At 45.3% G+C, this 18,275-nt stretch carries 14 protein-coding genes; 6 read left to right on the forward strand and 8 right to left on the reverse strand.

Translation table 11 applies throughout. From position 1 onward, the window contains the following. The first annotated feature begins 44 nt into the window (after positions 1-44). The 5 genes from BLV62_RS13550 (at position 45) to BLV62_RS13570 (ending at position 5,050) form a co-directional block, all read left to right on the forward strand. Positions 45-464 carry a cobalamin B12-binding domain-containing protein gene (locus BLV62_RS13550; protein ID WP_089762474.1) on the forward strand — a complete coding sequence of 140 codons (420 nt, stop codon included), beginning with the start codon at positions 45-47 and terminating at the stop codon, positions 462-464. 89 nt (positions 465-553) lie between these two features. Further along, positions 554-1,390: a hypothetical protein gene (locus tag BLV62_RS13555; RefSeq protein WP_089762476.1), complete on the forward strand. Its 837-nt coding sequence runs from the start codon at positions 554-556 to the stop codon at positions 1,388-1,390. 323 nt (positions 1,391-1,713) lie between these two features. After that, positions 1,714-2,490 carry an enoyl-CoA hydratase/isomerase family protein gene (locus BLV62_RS13560; RefSeq protein ID WP_089762478.1) on the forward strand — a complete coding sequence of 259 codons (777 nt, stop codon included), beginning with the start codon at positions 1,714-1,716 and terminating at the stop codon, positions 2,488-2,490. Between the two features lie 102 nt (positions 2,491-2,592). Beyond that, positions 2,593-3,993 (forward strand): class II fumarate hydratase, encoded by a 1,401-nt coding sequence (fumC, locus tag BLV62_RS13565; protein ID WP_089762480.1) that lies wholly within the window; start codon positions 2,593-2,595, stop codon positions 3,991-3,993. Between the two features lie 67 nt (positions 3,994-4,060). After that, complete coding sequence (locus tag BLV62_RS13570; RefSeq protein WP_089762483.1) at positions 4,061-5,050, forward strand: 2-hydroxyacid dehydrogenase; 990 nt, start codon at positions 4,061-4,063, stop codon at positions 5,048-5,050. Here the strand turns inward: BLV62_RS13570 and BLV62_RS13575 are convergent. The 8 genes from BLV62_RS13575 to BLV62_RS13610 form a co-directional block, all read right to left on the reverse strand. Next, entirely contained in the window at positions 5,030-5,926 is an 897-nt protein-coding gene (locus BLV62_RS13575) for a sulfite exporter TauE/SafE family protein (RefSeq protein WP_089762485.1), read from the reverse strand. The two genes, BLV62_RS13570 and BLV62_RS13575, sit on opposite strands and share 21 nt — an antisense overlap. Positions 5,927-5,990: 64 nt before the next feature. Continuing rightward, complete coding sequence (locus tag BLV62_RS13580) at positions 5,991-8,852, reverse strand: TonB-dependent receptor (RefSeq protein ID WP_089762487.1); 2,862 nt, start codon at positions 8,850-8,852, stop codon at positions 5,991-5,993. A 417-nt stretch (positions 8,853-9,269) separates the two neighbouring features. Further along, complete coding sequence (locus tag BLV62_RS13585) at positions 9,270-9,926, reverse strand: lipoprotein signal peptidase (protein WP_089762488.1); 657 nt, start codon at positions 9,924-9,926, stop codon at positions 9,270-9,272. A 61-nt stretch (positions 9,927-9,987) separates the two neighbouring features. Next, complete coding sequence (locus tag BLV62_RS13590) at positions 9,988-12,474, reverse strand: bifunctional UDP-N-acetylmuramoyl-tripeptide:D-alanyl-D-alanine ligase/alanine racemase (protein WP_089762490.1); 2,487 nt, start codon at positions 12,472-12,474, stop codon at positions 9,988-9,990. Positions 12,475-12,536: 62 nt separating this feature from the next. Beyond that, positions 12,537-13,475: a TerC/Alx family metal homeostasis membrane protein gene (locus BLV62_RS13595; RefSeq protein ID WP_089762493.1), complete on the reverse strand. Its 939-nt coding sequence runs from the start codon at positions 13,473-13,475 to the stop codon at positions 12,537-12,539. A 66-nt stretch (positions 13,476-13,541) separates the two neighbouring features. Further along, positions 13,542-15,254 (reverse strand): gliding motility-associated ABC transporter substrate-binding protein GldG, encoded by a 1,713-nt coding sequence (gene gldG, locus BLV62_RS13600; protein WP_089762496.1) that lies wholly within the window; start codon positions 15,252-15,254, stop codon positions 13,542-13,544. Between the two features lie 13 nt (positions 15,255-15,267). Further along, on the reverse strand, positions 15,268-16,008 hold the full coding sequence (gene gldF / locus BLV62_RS13605) for a gliding motility-associated ABC transporter permease subunit GldF (RefSeq protein WP_089762498.1): 741 nt from the start codon (positions 16,006-16,008) through the stop codon (positions 15,268-15,270). Between the two features lie 57 nt (positions 16,009-16,065). Next, on the reverse strand, positions 16,066-17,256 hold the full coding sequence (locus BLV62_RS13610; RefSeq protein ID WP_089762500.1) for an IscS subfamily cysteine desulfurase: 1,191 nt from the start codon (positions 17,254-17,256) through the stop codon (positions 16,066-16,068). Between the two features lie 101 nt (positions 17,257-17,357). On the opposite strand from BLV62_RS13610, the gene mce reads away from it, so the two are divergent. Continuing rightward, positions 17,358-17,759, forward strand: a complete 402-nt coding sequence (gene mce, locus BLV62_RS13615; protein WP_089762502.1) for a methylmalonyl-CoA epimerase — start codon at positions 17,358-17,360, stop codon at positions 17,757-17,759. The last annotated feature ends 516 nt before the right edge of the window (positions 17,760-18,275 follow it).

Here is an 18,275-nt window from a genome sequence, read left to right on the forward strand (position 1 = left end):
CGTTATGCTTTTTCGTAAATTTACCCCTCAATCAGAAAAAAGGTATGGTCAATGCGTTAAATCGTCCGATTCGTGTGTTAGTGGCAAAAGTGGGCCTGGACGGCCATGACAGGGGTGCAAAAGTGATTGCCGCAGCGCTCCGCGACGCCGGGATGGAAGTTATCTATACCGGCCTGCGTCAGACCCCCGAAATGGTGGTCAATGCCGCCCTGCAGGAAGATGTGGATGCTATAGGGATCAGCATCCTGTCGGGCGCACATATGACAGTATTTCCTAAGATCATTGCCCAGATGGAGGAAAAAGGGTTGAAAGACGTACTGTTAACAGGCGGCGGTATCATCCCCGAATCGGATATGGCGGAATTGAAGCAGATGGGGGTGGGAGAATTGTTCCCCCCGGGTACCAATACCCAGGATATTGCAGCCTATATCACCGACTGGGTAACTAAACACAGAAATTTTTAAAAAATATTTGTTTTCGGCGTAACATTTTATAAACCGGGTCGTCTTTAAGTCAAATAATCCACCAAATCTAAAAACCACAACGACCGTTTATGCAATACAAGTTACGCCCTTTAATCCTGATACTGATACTGTTATGCGGTAATGCGTATGCGCAGGACCAGAAAGATTCCACTAATGCAGCCAGGCATGATACCGATACCACGGAGCGGATATCTTCCTCTTTCTCTATCATTTTTGGCAAATATCCCAAACACCGCCAAGGCGTATATGTTACCCACGGGGGTAATGGGGCCCTTCTTTCCTTCGCTTCCATGAAGGATAACGGGGTGCATGTACGAAATATCCCCCGTTTTACCCTGTTCTTTAACGTAGGATCTAACTTCAACAAAGATTTTTCCAAGAACTTCGGCATTTTCACCGGGATAAATATCAAGAACATAGGGCTCATCTCTAAACCCTATGATTCCCTGAAACTGAAACAACGCGTATATACCCTTGGCGTACCGTTAGGGTTCAAAATAGGCGATCTTAACTCCGGTTCTTTCTTCTTCTTTGCCGGCGGAGAAGTGGACCTGGCCTTCAATTATAAAGAAAAGCAGTTTGTAGACGGAAAAAAAGTACGCAAATTCAATGAGTGGTTCAGCGACCGCACTCCCCTGATCATGCCTTCGCTTTTTGCAGGTATGAGGTTTGAACCCGGCTTTGGCCTGAAAGTGCAATACTATCCGCAGAACTTCTTCAACAAAGACTTCAAAACAAGAGACAAGGATAACAATGTTTTCACTCCGTATAAAAACACAGAGGCCCAGCTGGTATTCGTAACCCTGAGCTACAACTTCAGCGGTATGGATATCTTTAAAATTAAATCCAAAAGGCACTACATGAAAATGAAAAGCGGCAAAGCGGAGATCGAAGTGAACTATTAGTTTCACGCAAAGACGCGGAGTTTCACGCAAAGACGCAAAGGAGCAAAGAGGCAAAGGATTTTTTTTAAGAAAAAAAAAAGAAAGCAAAGGAAATGAAGAGCACGTTATATATAACATAATCTTCAGTTCCTTTGCTTTCTTAAAATTCGTTTCAGTTTTAAATCCTTTGCCTCTTTGCTCCTTTGCGTCTTTGCGTGAAACTCCGCGTCTTTGCGTGAAACTCCGCGTCTTTGCGTGAAACTCCGCGTCTTTGCGTGAAACTCCGCGTCTTTGTGTGAAACTCGTGAAACATTATGTAATATTGGTAAAATAAACTACTGCTCATGTATCAGATGATAAGTAAACAGTTCGAAGATGGTATTTTAATGATCACCATTAATCGCCCGGAGAAGATGAATGCTTTAAACCAGCAGGTGTTAAAGGAGCTTGCGTTGGTGATAGACGAAGTGTATAGTGACCGGAATATTAAAGGAGCGATTATAACCGGCGCAGGAGAAAAAGCATTCGTGGCGGGCGCTGATATCAGTGAATTCTTAACCTTGTCGGAACAGGGCGGAAGGGAGTTGGCCAAATTAGGACAGACGATCTTCCAGCGGATTGAAAGCTGCCCTAAGCCGTTTGTAGCAGCGGTGAATGGGTTTGCATTGGGCGGGGGATGCGAACTGGCAATGGCCTGTCACTTCCGGGTAGCCAGCGAAAACGCAAAATTTGGTCAACCGGAGGTAAACCTTGGCCTGGTACCGGGTTATGGCGGAACTCAAAGACTTACGCAGTTGATCGGAAAAGGCAAGGCCATGGAGCTTATGATGACCGGTGATATGATCAATGCGGCAGATGCGTTGGCCTGGGGATTGGTGAACCATGTGTTCCCTGCGGCAGAATTGCTTCCCAAAACATTGGCAATACTTCAGAAAATAAAATCAAAAGCGCCGCTGGCGGTTGCCGGAGTGATCAAATGTGTGAATGCCTGCGTGGATAAGCAATTGAATGGTTATGAGGTAGAACTGGATGAATTTGCAGCCTGTTTTGGCACCAAGGATATGGAGGAAGGCACCGCGGCCTTTATCCAAAAACGGCTTCCGAACTTTACAGGGAAATGATATTCAGTGAATTATATATTTAGGAAGGATCGTAAAATCCTCCTGTCCTAAAATCATAATTCTTTATTTTTGTATCCAATTTTAATCAAAAGCTTAACTCTCATGGAATACAGAATAGAGAAAGACACGATGGGTGAGGTAAAAGTACCTGTAAACGCTTATTATGGTGCTCAAACACAACGCTCCATTGAAAATTTCAAGATCGCACAGGATATCAACAAAATGCCTAAAGAAATTATCAAGGCATTTGCTTACCTGAAAAAAGCGGCAGCTATCACTAACCTGGAAGCTGGTGTTTTACCTAAAGAAAAAAGCGATCTGATAGGTCAGGTATGTGACGAGATCCTGGAAGGAAAATTAGACGATCAGTTTCCATTGGTGGTATGGCAAACCGGTTCAGGTACTCAATCCAACATGAACGTGAACGAAGTGATCGCTTACCGCGCTCACGTTATTCACGGCGGACAGCTTACAGATAAAGATAAATTCATTCATCCGAATGATGATGTTAATAAATCCCAGTCTTCCAACGATACCTTTCCTACAGCTATGCACATCGCTGCATACAAAATGCTGCTGGAAGTAACCATCCCGGGGATAAAAAAACTGCGTGATACGCTGGCTAAGAAAGCCGAAGCTTTCAAACATATCGTTAAGATAGGCCGTACCCACTTTATGGATGCAACCCCTCTTACACTGGGCCAGGAGATCAGCGGTTATGTATCCCAACTGGATCACGGGTTAAGAGCTATCAACAACACCCTTCCTCACCTTGCCGAACTGGCCCTGGGAGGTACTGCTGTTGGTACCGGTATCAATACGCCTAAAGGTTACTCAGAAAACGTAGCTAAAAATATCGCTACCCTCACAGGTTTGCCTTTCGTTACTGCAGAAAACAAATTCGAAGCGCTGGCTGCCCACGACGCTATCGTAGAGGCGCACGGTGCATTGAAAACTGTTGCGGTGAGCCTGATGAAAATAGCCAACGATATCCGTATGCTGAGCTCCGGCCCACGTGCAGGAATCGGCGAAATCCATATCCCCGATAACGAGCCGGGATCTTCTATCATGCCGGGTAAAGTAAATCCAACCCAGTGCGAGGCGCTGACAATGATCGCTGCACAGGTGCTGGGCAACGATGTTGCCATCAACGTTGGCGGCGCTACCGGGCATTTCGAACTGAACGTGTTCAAGCCGGTAATGATCTATAACTTCCTTCACTCTGCAAGACTGATAGGCGATGGCTGCGTAAGCTTCAACGATAAATGCGCTGAAGGTATTGAACCTATTGAAGCCAACATCAAAAAACACGTTGAAAACTCTTTGATGCTGGTAACTGCGCTGAATACCAAGATCGGTTATTACAAAGCTGCTGAAATTGCGCAGAAAGCCCATAAAGAAGGCACTACGCTGAAAGAAATGGCAGTGAAACTGGGTTATGTTACGCCAGCCGAATTCGACGAATGGGTTGTTCCTTCGCACATGGTAGGCGAAATAAAATAACTAGAATATATTTATGAAGTAGAAGAGTCCCGACATCAGAAACGGGACTCTTTTTAATTGTACCAATATGAATATCCTGTTTTTTAGCGCCCAGTCTTACGACCGCGAATACTTTACCCGAGCGAACCTCAAGACCTCTTACAATCTCCGTTTCCTGGAATCGCCCCTGAATGTGGACAATACCGCCCTGATCAAAAACGAGAAAGTTATCTGTGTATTTGTGAACGACCAGGTGAATGCAGAGGTAATTGCACAGCTAAAGGAAAAAGGCGTGGAACTGATCGCGCTCCGGTGTGCAGGGTTCAATAACGTAGACCTGGCTGCCGCGGCAGCAGCGGGTATCCGGGTAGTGCGGGTGCCTGCGTACTCGCCCCACGCGGTAGCCGAACATGCAGTAACCATGTTGCTCTCCCTGAACCGGAAGATCTATAAATCGTATAACCGTATACGTGATAATAATTTTACGCTGGCGGGGTTGGAAGGGTTCGACCTATATGGAAAAACTGTTGGCGTGATCGGTACCGGAAACATCGGGATGGTATTTTGCTGGATCATGCTGGGCTTTGGCTGCAAGGTGATCGCACACGATGTATATGAAAACAAGGAACTGGTACAGGCAGGCGTTGTTTATAAATCGTTGCAGGAAGTGATTACCGAGGCCGATGTGATCTCCCTCCATTGCCCTTTAATGCCGGAAACAAAGCATATGATCAACCGGGAAAGCATTGCTTCTATGAAAAAAGGAGTGATCCTGGTCAATACCAGCAGAGGCGGGCTGATAGATACCGTTGCGGTTGTAGACGCCCTGAAAAAAGGCCATATAGGGGCGCTGGCTATTGATGTATACGAACAGGAAGAGCATCTTTTCTTCCAGGATTTTTCTGATACGATTATCATGGATGATGTGCTGTCGAGGCTTACTACCTTTCCCAATGTGCTCATCACCGCGCACCAGGGATTCTTTACCAGGGAGGCGCTCACACAGATAGCGGAAGTAACGTTAAACAATATACGTTGTTATTCGGAGAAGAAAGAACTAACGAACGAGGTGAAGTAAGCTGGGTATAATGGTGCGGAGGCTCAATATGATAATCAACACGCCTACCATTATCATCAAAGGTTTGCGTTTTATTTTTCTTACCAGTACAGCGGCAAACGGAGAGGCAATAACGCCGCCGATCACCAGGCCTATGATCACCTGCCAGCCTGAGATACCGGTAAAAAGAATAAAAGTGGTTGCGCTGGAAAGAGAGATGAAGAATTCTGCCGCATTAACAGAACCGATAGTATAAGGAACGGATCTTCCTTTGCTTAACAAGGTAGAGGTAACAATGGGTCCCCAGCCGCCACCGCCTATAGCGTCCATAAATCCGCCAATGAAGGCCAGTGGACCAATGCGTTTGGTTTTACTTTTCTTTATTTTTTCCGACAATCCTTTCCTTATAACAATTACCCCAAGTATCATTAAATATACGCTGATAAATGGCTTGATAAGGTCGCCGTCTATCTTGTCTGATAACAGCCAGGCGCCGGATATTGCGCCTATCATCCCCGGGATTAACAGGCAGAGGAATAACTTCTTGTTTACATTGCCCAGTTTAAAATGCGCAAAACCGGAAGCCCCGGTTGTAAATACTTCCGCTACATGTACGCTGGCACTGCTAACGGCAGGTGATACGCCCAAACCTAAGAGCAGCGACGAAGAAGTGGCGCCATAGGCCATTCCCAATGCCCCGTCTACCAGCTGGGCGCATAAACCCACGATTATATAAAAGAATAAAGATGGGGTGAAGACAGTAGAGAAAAACCGCCCTACTTCTTCCTGTTGAAACAATGGACGTTCGTAGGCATACACCAAACCTGCAACTACAGCAGTTAAGCTGAGTATGATAGCAATTCGTTTAACCGGGATAGCCGAAGTACGTGTAGCCATGATCGTTGTTTTGTATAGGCTGTATCAAAAGCAAACCGCTTTTGATACAGCCAAAGGTTACTGGTTATTTTTTCTTGAAAACGTTATCGTACGTTACAGACAGGTAGTATAATCCTTTCATGGTGGGACCGCCTACATACTGGAAGTAAGAGGTGTTCAGCAGGTTCGACGCTCCCAACTTGAAGCTGGTGTTGATCTTAGGCACACGGTAGGTGATCTGTGCATCCACCGTGCTGTAAGATGGAACATCGCCGTTGCCAAAGAGGTTCTGCCAGTAGAAGGTGTTCTGCCAGTGCCATACAACGTTAAATCCAAGGTTCCTGTATACGTTGCGGTTGCCGATGCTCACGTTTGTAAACCAATCCGGTGTGTTGAACCCGGGGATCAACGCATCGTCTTTGGTTTTATCCTGTGCCAGCTTGTTATAGTTGGCGTTGCCGCTTATTGTATAGTTCTTATAGATGTCGTAAGTAACTGCTACTGCGAAACCGTAGTTACTTACTTTGGATTTACTGTTGGTCCAAACCCTGTAACGATCCTGCTGTGATTTATCCAGCATTTGCAGTAGAACCTGCTGATCAGGGTTGTTTACATTACCTGATTTAGGTACTACGGTTTCGATCTGGCCGATGAAGTGTTTGTAAGAAGAGTAGTATCCGTCTACGTCGATGAACAGTTTGTTGTCGAGTAATACGGCTTTATAACCGGCTTCGAAAGCGGTGATCTCTTCAGGTACGATGGGGTCGAGGTTCGCTACTTTGAGGATGCCTGCATTTTTTGCTGCTGCCGCTTCTTTGGAAACGTGTTCGGCATTGATGGTTTTGTTTACAGCTACGCCGAAGGCATCCACTGTGCTGGTAAGGAAGGAATTCTTAAAGTAACCCAGTCCCTGTTCGATGAAGGCCAGACCGCCTACACGCCTTACCTGCCCGTTGTTTACGAATGAATAGGCTTCAAACAGTGACGGGAAGCGGAACCCGTTCTGCCAGGATATGCGGAAGTTGTGTTTGTCTTTGATGCTGTAAACCGCCGCTATACGTGGGTTCACTTTACCTTCGAACTGTTCGTTTTTATCATACCTTAATGATCCCGTGAGCTTTAACGCATCATTGAAGAAGGTTTTACTGATCTGTGCGAAGCCGCCGTATTTGCCATACCAGATATGCTTGCCGCCTGGCTGGTTGCGTTTGTCGACCGGTAATGAGAAGTCAACGAAGTTATTACCGTCAGGGATGATCTCGTAAGTCCGGTAGTCGGCTCCTACCAGTACATCTGCAAAGGTGATATACTTGCGCAGGTTCCAGGTGCCTTCTGTATGATAGAAACGGCTTTTCTGCAGGAGGGCCGCGCCGCCGCTGGTGTTAGCGGGGTTTTTGGAAGTTGGGTAAATATCCCAGTCGTTGATGCTTTTGATCTTGGCTACCTGCGCATCAAAAGCGGGAGTGCCCGGAGTCCATCTGCCGGCATCGGCAGCATTCCTTGCAGCCTGGTGAGCGGCTACCAGGTCGGCGCCTGCTGTTAAGGCATCATTCAGTCCTTTAGTATAATCTGCCAGCCATTGTTTGTCTGGTTTGAAAGATTTTTCCAGGTTGTCTGCCAGCGGGTTCATGTTGTATGAATTACCGGTATTTTCGATGGAGATATAGGAGCGAACGGTAAAGTCGGGATGGGTCAGTTCTAACTTGGCGTTTTGTACTGTAACACCTTTCAGACCTATCCTGTTACCACGCTGGAAGAAACCATCCATTTCCCCATACCTGTAAGAAGCTGATAATTCAATTTTGCGAGGCAGGCGGAAGTTGAAAGAGAAGTCGGCTTTTTTGTTTCTTACAGTAAAATCGCCTACCAGGTCTTTTTCCCAGTAACCGGTGCGGTGTACGGTGTAAGCGCGACCGTCCTTGTCTATTACCTGCAGGTTACTGTTATCGCCGTATTTATTCCATGCGTCGTTGGCAATATTATTGGGGCCGCTTAACTGCGGGAAGTCGGGGTTTGCTTTGGTTTGCGGGGAGAAGTCGTTATGACTGTCGGCATACCAGTCGGTACCCTGCATATAGCTGAGGTTCACTTTCCAGGCAAACCAATCGGTATACGCCTGCGCGTAACGTATAGCCGTTTCAGTTAATGGTTTTGCACCGCCCGCATCGCCTACGTGGTTAACGGCAATTTTCTGGTAAACGCTTACGCCCTGGTATTGGAACGGATTTTTAGTAATGAGGTTAGACATACCATTGATGGCGTTCATGCCATAGAGCGCAGAAGAAGCGCCCGGGGTAACTTCAACGCTGCTGATGTCGAGCTCCGTTGGCCCGATGGCGTTACCCAGCGGTACGCCCAGTGTAGCTGCCTGGTTATCCACACCATCTACCAGCTGCATGAAACGGAAGTTATTAGGTACGTTGAAACCGCGGGTGTTGAATACTTTGAAGGTAAGACCCGCTGTGGTCATCTGTACGCCTTTCAGGTTGCCTAATGCATCGTAGAAGGTAGAAGAAGGGGTTTCTTTCAAAGCCCGTATGTCCAGTTTTTCGATCGCGACCGGCGAGCGGAGGATCTTTTCCTGCTGGCGGGAAGCAGAAACTACCACTTCGTTGACCAACAGCGATTGAGTAAATAACTGTATAGCAAGTTTACTATTGCTGTTTTTTACTTCAAATTCCTGGGGTTGATAGCCTATGAGGCGGATAACCAGTTTCAGCGGGAATTTGGAGTTGGTAGTCACTTCAAATTTTCCTGTGCTGTCGGTAGTCGTACCAAAAGAGGTGTTTTTTATCTGTACAGTGGCCCCTGGCAAGCCTGCGCCATGGTCGTCTGTGATCCGTCCCTGTATGACGTACGAACCGTTTAATTGGGCATTTACGAGGGCTGGACTAAATACCAACAATATAAAGAGGTATCTGGCCATTATAGGTAAGAACTTTTGCATAATATGTGAAACGTTAAATAGATTCTGGAAAGATAAATTTGAGTTTAAAGGGGAGTTTGCCGGTGTTGGTGCCTCAACATCGGTCTGATAATAAGTGCTTTGTAAATTTTAAAACCATATAGTCTATAGAATTAGTAGACAAATATACCTCGGGTATTTTTTATTTCAAAGCACCGGAAAGAAAAATCTTCGTGTATAAGGGAGGGTTATATAAGATTATTATAGTGTATTGTATTGAAAATCAATAAAATAAGATATGGTTATCTAGTTTAAAAGAATTTTGATACTGAGGTGAGCCAGCATCAGGAGGCCTGATGATTTCAAGTCATCACGATAGGCAACTGGCGAAAGGGAATGTCTGGAATAAAAAACGGGACTGGTTTTGGCCAGCCCCGTTCTGCTTATCTGAAAATATTTTTATTCTACCGCATGATCCTGCGAAACCGCTTGCCCTGTAGTTTTATGCTGCAGGTGATGTCCGAAAAAACGCTTCTGGAATAACAGGATGGTAATAACGCCAACAGAAATGGCGGCATCGGCAATGTTGAAAACAGGGCGGAAGAATACGAAATAATCACCGCCTTTGAATGGTATCCATTTAGGCAAATACCCTTCGTAGATAGGGAAATAGAGCATATCTACCACCCGGCCATGAAGGAAGCTGCCATACCCGCCGCCGGCAGGGAGGAATTTTGCTACTTCATATCCTACGCTGTCGTTGAAGATAAGGCCATAGAACATACTATCTATCAGGTTGCCCGCAGCGCCGGCAAGGATCAGGGAGCCGCAGACAAGCAAGCCGGTGTTGTATTTCTCTTTCACCAGTTTCTTCATATAAACAAAGCCTATCACTACAGCTACCAAACGGAAAAGCGTCAGTAAGATCTTTCCGAAATCCCCTCCGAACTTAAGTCCATAAGCCATTCCCTCATTCTCTATAAAATGTATCCGGAACCAATTAGGGAATATGATAAATTCCTGCTGCATGAACATATGCGTTTTGATCCAGAATTTCAGGGTTTGATCAATTATAAGGATCAAAGCAACGATAAATATGACGTGACGATATTTCAACTGATATTAAAATTTTATCAAAAATAACGGTTTATTTGAAAGGTCGAAGCCTGCAAGTTCATTATTCCTGGAAATATACCCTTTTCACACGCTGTGAAATTCCTGTTAATATTTCATAGGGAATGGTTTCAGCCCATTCAGCAACTTCCTGGACAGGCAGATCTTCTCCGAAAACGATCACTTCATCGCCTTCCATTACATCCGGAATATGGGTTACATCCAGCATCAGCATATCCATAGCTACAATACCCACTACCGGCGCCAGTTTGCCCTTGATCAGCATTTTGCCTTTGCCTTTGCTTAATCTTCTCGGGTACCCATCTGCATACCCGATCCGCACGGTGGCGGTAACTGAAGGCCCGGTAGCCGTCCATGTAGCGCCATAGCCCACAGAATCGCCCTCTTCCAGGTGTTTCAGCTGCGCGATAGTAGTTTTCAGGGTACTGACGTTCTTCAGCTGGTCCTGTATTGCTTTGCTGCTATCGATGCCATACATGCCGATCCCCAGTCTTACCATATCCAGCTGTAGATCAGGATGGCGGCTGATTGCAGCGCTATTGGCAATATGTCGTATTACGGTATATCCTAATGCTTTTTGCAGTTCATGGCTCATTTCATAGAAAAGACGGCCCTGTTTCTGCGTCAGCGCGTCTTTCTCCGGGTCTTCGCTGGCGGCCAGGTGACTGAACACAGACTGCACCTTCAGCAATGGAGTGGATGTCAGGATCTGCGCCAGTTCCGGGATTTCGCTTTTGATAAAGCCCAGGCGATGCATGCCTGTATCCAGCTTGATGTGAACAGGGAATTCACTTTTTCCTGTTGCTGTTACTTCTTCCATAAACTGGGTCAGTATCTGCATGGAATAGATCTCCGGTTCCAGGTGCCATTGCAAAATCGCGTCGAAACTGGCCGGTTCGGGGTTCATCACCATGATGGGCATGGTAATGCCTGCCCTGCGCAGCTCCACGCCTTCGTCGGCATAGGCTACCGTCAGGTAATCGACGCCATGGAACTGCAGGAGGTTGGCTATCTCGAAACTGCCGCTGCCATAGGAGAACGCTTTCACCATGGCCATTAGCTTGGTATCCGGTTTCAGTAAAGACTGGTAAACCTTTACGTTGTGGGAAATAGCTGAAAGATTGATCTCCAGGATGGTCTGATGCGCTTTTTGCTCCAGCAGCTTTCCAATCCTTTCAAATTGAAACACCCTGGAACCTTTTACCAGTATGGTTTCATTCTGGAAATCATCCGAATTGAACTGCTGTATATATTCGTCGGTTGTTGCAAAGAACTGTGTTTTCAGTCCTTCTACCTGTTGAAAACTTTTTTTCTCGCGGGCTATATTCTTCCCGATAGCAATTAACCTGTTGATCCCTTTTTTCTGCAAGAGGTCTGCTACCTCTTCATACAAGCTGGCATCGCTTTTACCGCTTTGCAGGATATCGCTGAGGATAACGGTGCGTGTAGCGTGTTGCTGTTGCTGTTGAAGGAAGTCGAGCGCAATGGTGAGGGAGCCCAGATCAAGGTTATAGCTGTCGTTGATCACCGAGCAATTGTTGATGCCCTGCTTCATTTCCAGGCGCATCGCCACGTTGCTCAGCTGGTCCATACGTTGCTGTATCACTGCCTGTTCTTTTCCCAGGTGCAGCATCAGGGCTACGCAGTGAATGGCATTTTCTATAGAGCCTTCATCCACGAACGGTATGGAGAAATGCAGCGGCTCCTGGTGATAAAGCGCGTCTATCCGGGTGTGATCCTCTGCTTTTTCCACGTTTACGATCCGCAGGTCGGCATCTGTTTTACGGGACCAGGAGAATAGTTTTGGTCCGTTGCCTACCTGGCTGTGGAAAGAAAGTACGCATTCGTTAAGGGCGAGGTAGTCTTTGCAATAGATTAAAATGTCACTTTTTGCGAAGAGAACAAGCTTTTCGTTGATTTTCTGGCGAATATTTAAGAAGCCTTCACTATGCGCTTCCCCGATATTGGTAAAGATGCCGATGGTAGGCCGGATGATCTTTTCCAGGTTCACCATTTCTCCCGGCTGGGAGATGCCGGCTTCAAAAATGGCCAGCTGGTGTTCGGGTTTCATTTGCCAGACGGAAAGGGGCACCCCGATCTGCGAGTTATAGCTTTTGGGGCTTCTGACAATGTTGTAATCTTTTTCCAGCAGTTGGAACAACCATTCTTTTACGATGGTTTTACCGTTGCTGCCGGTGATGCCGATCACCGGAATGTGGAATTGTTGGCGATGAAAAGCTACCAGCGTATGCAATGCATGGAGGGTATCTTTTACAAGAATAAAGTTGGCTTTCGGAAAATTCTCAAGCGGCACCGGTTCGCTGATCACAAAGTTGCTCACGCCTTTACGATACAGCTCTTCAATAAATTGGTGTGCGTTACGTCGCGAGCTCACCAACGCAATGAACAGGCTGGTTTCAGGAAAGCTAAGCTTTCTGCTGTCTAATAAAAGATGCTCGATCTCAGGAAATCCAGTCTCTTGCAACAATTCCCCTTTCAGGGTTTTGCTGATACTTGCTGCGTTATACACGTTAATCAGGTTTGAATAATCACTTAATGAATAATGCAACTAACCATTGCATCTTTCACTGTTTACTTCTCTTCAGGTTCAATTAATTCTTTTTTCTGATGGTAGTGGGAATAAATAATGGACCCCGTCAAACTTACTACGATCACTAAAAGTGATACATATACGGGAATATGTATAAATGGTTCTGCCAGCATTTTCAATCCTATGAAAACAAGCACAACTGCAATGCCCTTTGGCAGATAGTCGAACTGATCTACTGCCCCCCTCAGTAAAAAGAACAAGGACCGAAGTCCCAGTACCGCAAAAATATTGGAAGTATATACTACTACCGGTTGCTGCGATATGGCGAATACGGCCGGGATAGAATCCAGCGCGAAGATAATATCTGTTACCGCCAGCATTACCACTACCAATGATAAAGAAGTCAGGTAATTTTTATTATCCCGCCGGATCAGGAACCGGCCTTTCGGATCTTCTAATGTTATCCGCAGGTGCTTATTCATGAACCTGTATACAATGTTCTCCTCCGGCTTGAATTCGGCGTTTTCATCTGTTCTGAACATCTTATACCCCGTATACACCAGAAACACGCCAAACAAGTAGAGGATCCACTCAAATTGTTTGATAAGTACTACACCAACGCTGATGAATATTGCTCTAAAGATAATGGCAAGTAATATTCCTATAAGCAATACGCGGGAGTAATATTCTTCTTTTACATTAAAGAATCCAAATATGAGAATAAATACGAAGATGTTATCCATCGAGAGCGATTTCTCCATCAGATAAGCACTCATAAAGTTGATAGCGGTTTCAGAGCCATCTTCGTACCACATGAACCCAAAAAAGAGCACAGATAAACCTACCCAGAAAATGCTTTGCCACAACGCCGTTTTGATAGTGGTCTTAGTATTTTTCTTACTGAATAAACCCAGATCAAACACCAATGCGAGCACTATCACAATAACGAATATCAGATAGGTCCATTGAGTAGGTGTCATGGTTACTGTCAGGTTTAAATGAATGGCAAAGATAGGAATTCAAATTTGCACGGGGAGGGATATCTTTTACTTTATCTCTCCCGCATAAGCCCGCTGGCGCACAAATTGAAATATCATTGCGAATAATAATATCAGCCCGATCGGTACCAGGAAACAGATTGCCTGCCACTTGGTTTTCTCTTTCTTAATTTTTTCTGCATCCAGCAAGCGCACTGTTAATTCTTTGTTTCTTGCTTCCATAATGCCGGCATTACCGCTAAGGTATTCGAGGCAATTCAGGAAAAACTCTTTATTGGCAAAGGCGAAGCCGGGATTAAATTCATTGATCCCCATCTGCAATGGTCCATCTTTCCGCGATACTGCATTGGCGATCAGATCGCCATCACTTACCACTATCATCTTGCCATCGTCGGTTCCCGTTCCCCTGAAAGGCTTGCCGGAAGCCTGTTCCAAAGCTTTCACCGCTGCAGGGTCCTGGCGATGATTGAACAGGGAAGAAAATTTTCCTTCCAGCAAAACAGCCGTAGGCAAATATTGTTGCCGGTATTCCCGCACGTTAGGCTGCACTTTCACTATATCCCAGCTGATCTGGGCAGGGAGCCGCGTTAATTTACTGTTACGTCCTGATGTCAGCAATATTGTTTTCCTGACACCATCTGTCCGGATCGTATCAATAGAACTTACAAACCTGCTCAGTACCAGGTCCAGGTTTTTAACGATAGGATGCGCTTTGGTCGGCATCAGCAGCGGGAAAAAAGGAAATGGAACTGGCTGTATCTGCGGCCGGTTGCCGATATTGCCAACAACCAACGGCACTACATCGCTTTGCAGATCCATTATCAGGTTCTGGTTGATCCTCACGCCATATTTGAACAGCAGGTCTTCCAGGTTCAACTGCTGATCAAATGCAAAGAACTCCGGTTGCTTATGCAAACTATCCATGCTTGCTCCCGATTCGTCTATGAACCAAAGCACCTTGCCTCCATTCATCACATACTGATCGATCTTCAGTTTATCTGTTTCACTGAATGCAGAAGAAGGTTTGGCAAATAAAATAAGATCAAAATCGTGGGGAATAAAAGGAGTGGATTGCAATGTAAGCGTATCCAGCGCATAGCTGCTCTGCAAAGTGGTTAGCGCATCGTATACCTCGATGCCCAGCGACTCTCCATGTCCCATCATGTAACCGACCAATGGTTTTTCTTTTTCCATCAGTTTGGAAATAGCATTGGAGAACTGGTATTCCAGCAACGATTCCGAATTGCTCATCGCCTGCATAGGATCCTGTCCTCCCTGGCTTTTCAGCAGGTTCACGCCAATGGTTTTGTCTTTGTATTTCACTAAAGCGCCGGGGAAGATCAGTTGTTCTGCAAATCCCTGGTTGCCGTCCTGCTGCACTTTCATATTAAAAGGCATGATGCCCTGTGCAGTCAACTCACCAAGGAATTTCATGCGCGCCGAGTCTGATAATCCCTGCCCCGGATTGACAAAAACAAAGCTGAAATTCTGCCTGCCGTATTCCCTGAACTCCTCCAGCAGATCAGAGGTAGCCTGTGCCAACTGGCGGAAACTGGCAGGGTATTCTCCCTTTAGAAATACTTCAACAGTAACAGGACTATCCAACTGCCGGAGCATTTGCTTAGTATGTTGCGTGAGCGTATATCGTTTCTCGGCCGTCAGGTCCCACCTGGTATGAACATAGGCAGCCGCAATGTTGATAACTATCAGTAACCCTACTATGGCAACTGCGCGTTGTATATATTTTTTTCTTGTAGCCATGCTGTTTGTTGCTTTATCCTTTTTGCCAAAGCCTTCTTTGTAATGATAGTTTAGTGAGATAGAGCATTAAACCGATCACACTGATGAAATAAATAATATCCCGGGTGTCTATCACGCCGCGACTGATAGATGCGTAATGGAATTTGATGCCGGCCATTTGCAGGTAGTAGTCGATCCCCCCGGTGAATGCAGGGATCTTGCTTAATGCGTCAAAGCCGTTGTATAAAATAAAGCAGGTGAACAACGCTATAAGAAATCCTATCATAGCGTTGGCTGTTAAGGAAGATGACCAGATGCCGATAGCTGTAAATGTAGCGCCTAACAGAACAAGACCGATATAAGACCCTGCAATGCCGCCATTGTCCAGCGTTTGAACATCTACGCTCAAACTTCTTACAGCAATATAATAAACTAATGTAGGCGCCAGGGAGATGATGACGATTAAAAGACTGCTCCAGAACTTTCCCATTACGATCTCCCAGCTGCTCACAGGTTTGGTGCTGAGCAATTCCATTGTTCCTGTTTTGAATTCATCTGCAAAACTTCTCATGGTAATAGCAGGGATGAGCAACAGGTAAATAAGGGGAGCCAGGTTAAACAAAGGGTCCAGGTTGGCATATCCTGTGTCCAGCAGGCTGGTTTCCGGGAATACAAATAAAAACAGTCCGTTAGCCAGTAAAAAAAGTATGATGGCTACATAGCCCGTGACAGTGCTGAAGAATTGATGGATCTCTTTCTTAAAGATGGCTAGCATGAACAGTTATGTATTAGGATTCATAAAGATACAAATATAGCTATTCGTGAATAGCTTTTAAGATAGGGAATCTTTGTACAATTCCCAGGCAATGCTCCTATTTCTTAACTCATTTACCCCTTCGATCATTGTCTGGATAGCAAAATCTATTTCTTCTTCGGTAGTAAAACGACTTAATCCGAACCTGAGGGAGGCATAGGCCATTTCATCGCTTAAGCCCATGGCTTTCAATACATGACTGGGCTCCATGGAGGCGGAAGTACAGGCAGATCCTGAAGAAAGGGCGATTTTTTTGTTGAACGTCATCATCAGCACCTCGCTTTCGAGGTAGCTGAACGATAAATTGCAGGTATGCGGTAACCGGTGAACCGGGTGCCCGTTCCTATATGTTTGTTCCAGTTGCAATAGTGCATTTTCGAGTTTATCCCTGAGCGGCAATATCCTTTTGATATCTTCTTCCATCTCCATCATTGCCAGTTCACTGGCTTTTCCCAAGCCTACAATGCCCGGTACATTCAGGGTTCCTGAACGCATTCCTCTTTCATGACCGCCGCCGTCTAATTGTGCTGCAAGCCGCACCCGCGGGTCTTTCCGCCTAACGTATAATGCACCCACGCCTTTAGGACCGTAAAATTTATGAGCGCTTAAAGCGAGTAGGTCTATCCCTGAAGTTTGCACATTAACGGGGATCTTGCCTACCGCCTGCGTGGCATCCGACATAAAGATCACCTGGTGTTTGCGGGCAATAGCGCTGATCTCCTCTACCGGCTGGATAACCCCTGTTTCGTTGTTGGCATACATGACGCAAACCAGGATGGTTTTAGGCGTAATGGCTGCTTCCAGTTCATGCAGATCTATCAATCCATCTGCCTTTACCGGAAGCCAGGTAATGCTGGCGCCTTTCCTGGCGAGATGACTGCAGGTATCCAGCACCGCTTTGTGTTCAGTAGACACGGTAATAATATGATTGCCTTTACCGGCGTACATTTCATATACCCCTTTAATGGCCAGGTTGATGGCTTCAGTAGCTCCTGATGTAAAGATGATTTCCTGTTTGACAGCGCCTACCAGGCTGGCTACCTGCTCTCTTGCATAATCTACTGCTTCCGCCGCCGCCCAGCCATAGGCATGGCTTCTGCTTGCGGCATTACCATAAAGCTGGCTAAAGTATGGCAACATCGTTTCAACTACTCTTGGATCACAAGCTGTAGTAGCGTTATTGTCGAGGTACACTGGTTGTTGAAACATATGGCATTGGTCTATCCGCTCAAATTTACGATTTAGGTTTTACTTTTACCGTAATACACCGGCTTTGCCGGATACTTACTCATCACTGAAAAATCTGCATTATGCTGAAGGTTGAACATATTGGTATAGCTGTAAAGTCGTTGTCCGCATCGATCCCGTTATTTGAAAAACTGCTGAATACGCCCTGTTACAAGGAAGAAATAGTGGAAAGCGAGCAAGTAAAAACGGCTTTCTTCCGGTCGGGCGATACTAAAGTAGAGCTGCTGGAAGCTACCGGGCCCGACAGCGCTATAGCCCGTTTTCTTGAAAAACAAAAGGAAGGCATGCATCATATCGCGTTCGAAGTGGAGAATATTTATGAAGAAATGGAGCGGTTGAAGAAAGAAGGATTCTTGTTACTACAAGAATCACCCAAGAAGGGAGCGGATAATAAACTTATCTGTTTTCTGCACCCCAAATCCACGAACGGGGTTCTGATCGAAGTTTGCCAGGAAATCAAGTAAACATTTGGTTATATATAAAAAAAACAAATAATAATATTTTTTTTTATTTTTTTTCATTTTTGTAAATCCAAAGAAAATATGTGTTCGTAAGTAATATTGTAGCGGTTGAATAGAGATAGGGTAGCACAAAGGAGTTCAAGAGGGAAAAATTTTTTCTCGATTTTTGAACAAATACATTTTGTGTTATGTTATCTATACAGACGCACACAAACAAAAGAAAGTACATAACTCAAAAATATTATAGAATTCGGGCTCATCAATAACGTTTGAATTCTAACGATTACTCTAAAGTTGGCATAGGTTATGAACACCTGCGGGTTTTTTAGCTTGCAGGTCTTTTTTTTATAGCCAATTCATGGCCGGCAAATAAAAGACTTCTTTAAATTAGGGGAGAGAGATAGAATAGTACAGCTTTTCTAATAAAACGGCTGCTGAAAAATAAAATTGTGTTTGCTCAAATATTTTCTTAAAAACTGGAAAAAACAAAGGCATCTCTATTTGACAGAGATGCCTTTT

The organism is Chitinophaga terrae (ex Kim and Jung 2007), from assembly GCF_900107795.1.
Taxonomy (GTDB): domain Bacteria; phylum Bacteroidota; class Bacteroidia; order Chitinophagales; family Chitinophagaceae; genus Chitinophaga; species Chitinophaga terrae.

Coding starts and splice junctions, on each gene's coding strand:
- BLV62_RS13550 (WP_089762474.1), top strand. CDS start 45: ATGGTCAATGCGTTAAATCGTCCGATTCGTGTGTTAGTGGCAAAAGTG.
- BLV62_RS13555 (WP_089762476.1), top strand. CDS start 554: ATGCAATACAAGTTACGCCCTTTAATCCTGATACTGATACTGTTATGC.
- BLV62_RS13560 (WP_089762478.1), top strand. CDS start 1,714: ATGTATCAGATGATAAGTAAACAGTTCGAAGATGGTATTTTAATGATC.
- fumC (WP_089762480.1), top strand. CDS start 2,593: ATGGAATACAGAATAGAGAAAGACACGATGGGTGAGGTAAAAGTACCT.
- BLV62_RS13570 (WP_089762483.1), top strand. CDS start 4,061: ATGAATATCCTGTTTTTTAGCGCCCAGTCTTACGACCGCGAATACTTT.
- BLV62_RS13575 (WP_089762485.1), bottom strand. CDS start 5,926: ATGGCTACACGTACTTCGGCTATCCCGGTTAAACGAATTGCTATCATA.
- BLV62_RS13580 (WP_089762487.1), bottom strand. CDS start 8,852: ATGCAAAAGTTCTTACCTATAATGGCCAGATACCTCTTTATATTGTTG.
- BLV62_RS13595 (WP_089762493.1), bottom strand. CDS start 13,475: ATGACACCTACTCAATGGACCTATCTGATATTCGTTATTGTGATAGTG.
- gldG (WP_089762496.1), bottom strand. CDS start 15,254: ATGGCTACAAGAAAAAAATATATACAACGCGCAGTTGCCATAGTAGGG.
- gldF (WP_089762498.1), bottom strand. CDS start 16,008: ATGCTAGCCATCTTTAAGAAAGAGATCCATCAATTCTTCAGCACTGTC.
- BLV62_RS13610 (WP_089762500.1), bottom strand. CDS start 17,256: ATGTTTCAACAACCAGTGTACCTCGACAATAACGCTACTACAGCTTGT.
- mce (WP_089762502.1), top strand. CDS start 17,358: ATGCTGAAGGTTGAACATATTGGTATAGCTGTAAAGTCGTTGTCCGCA.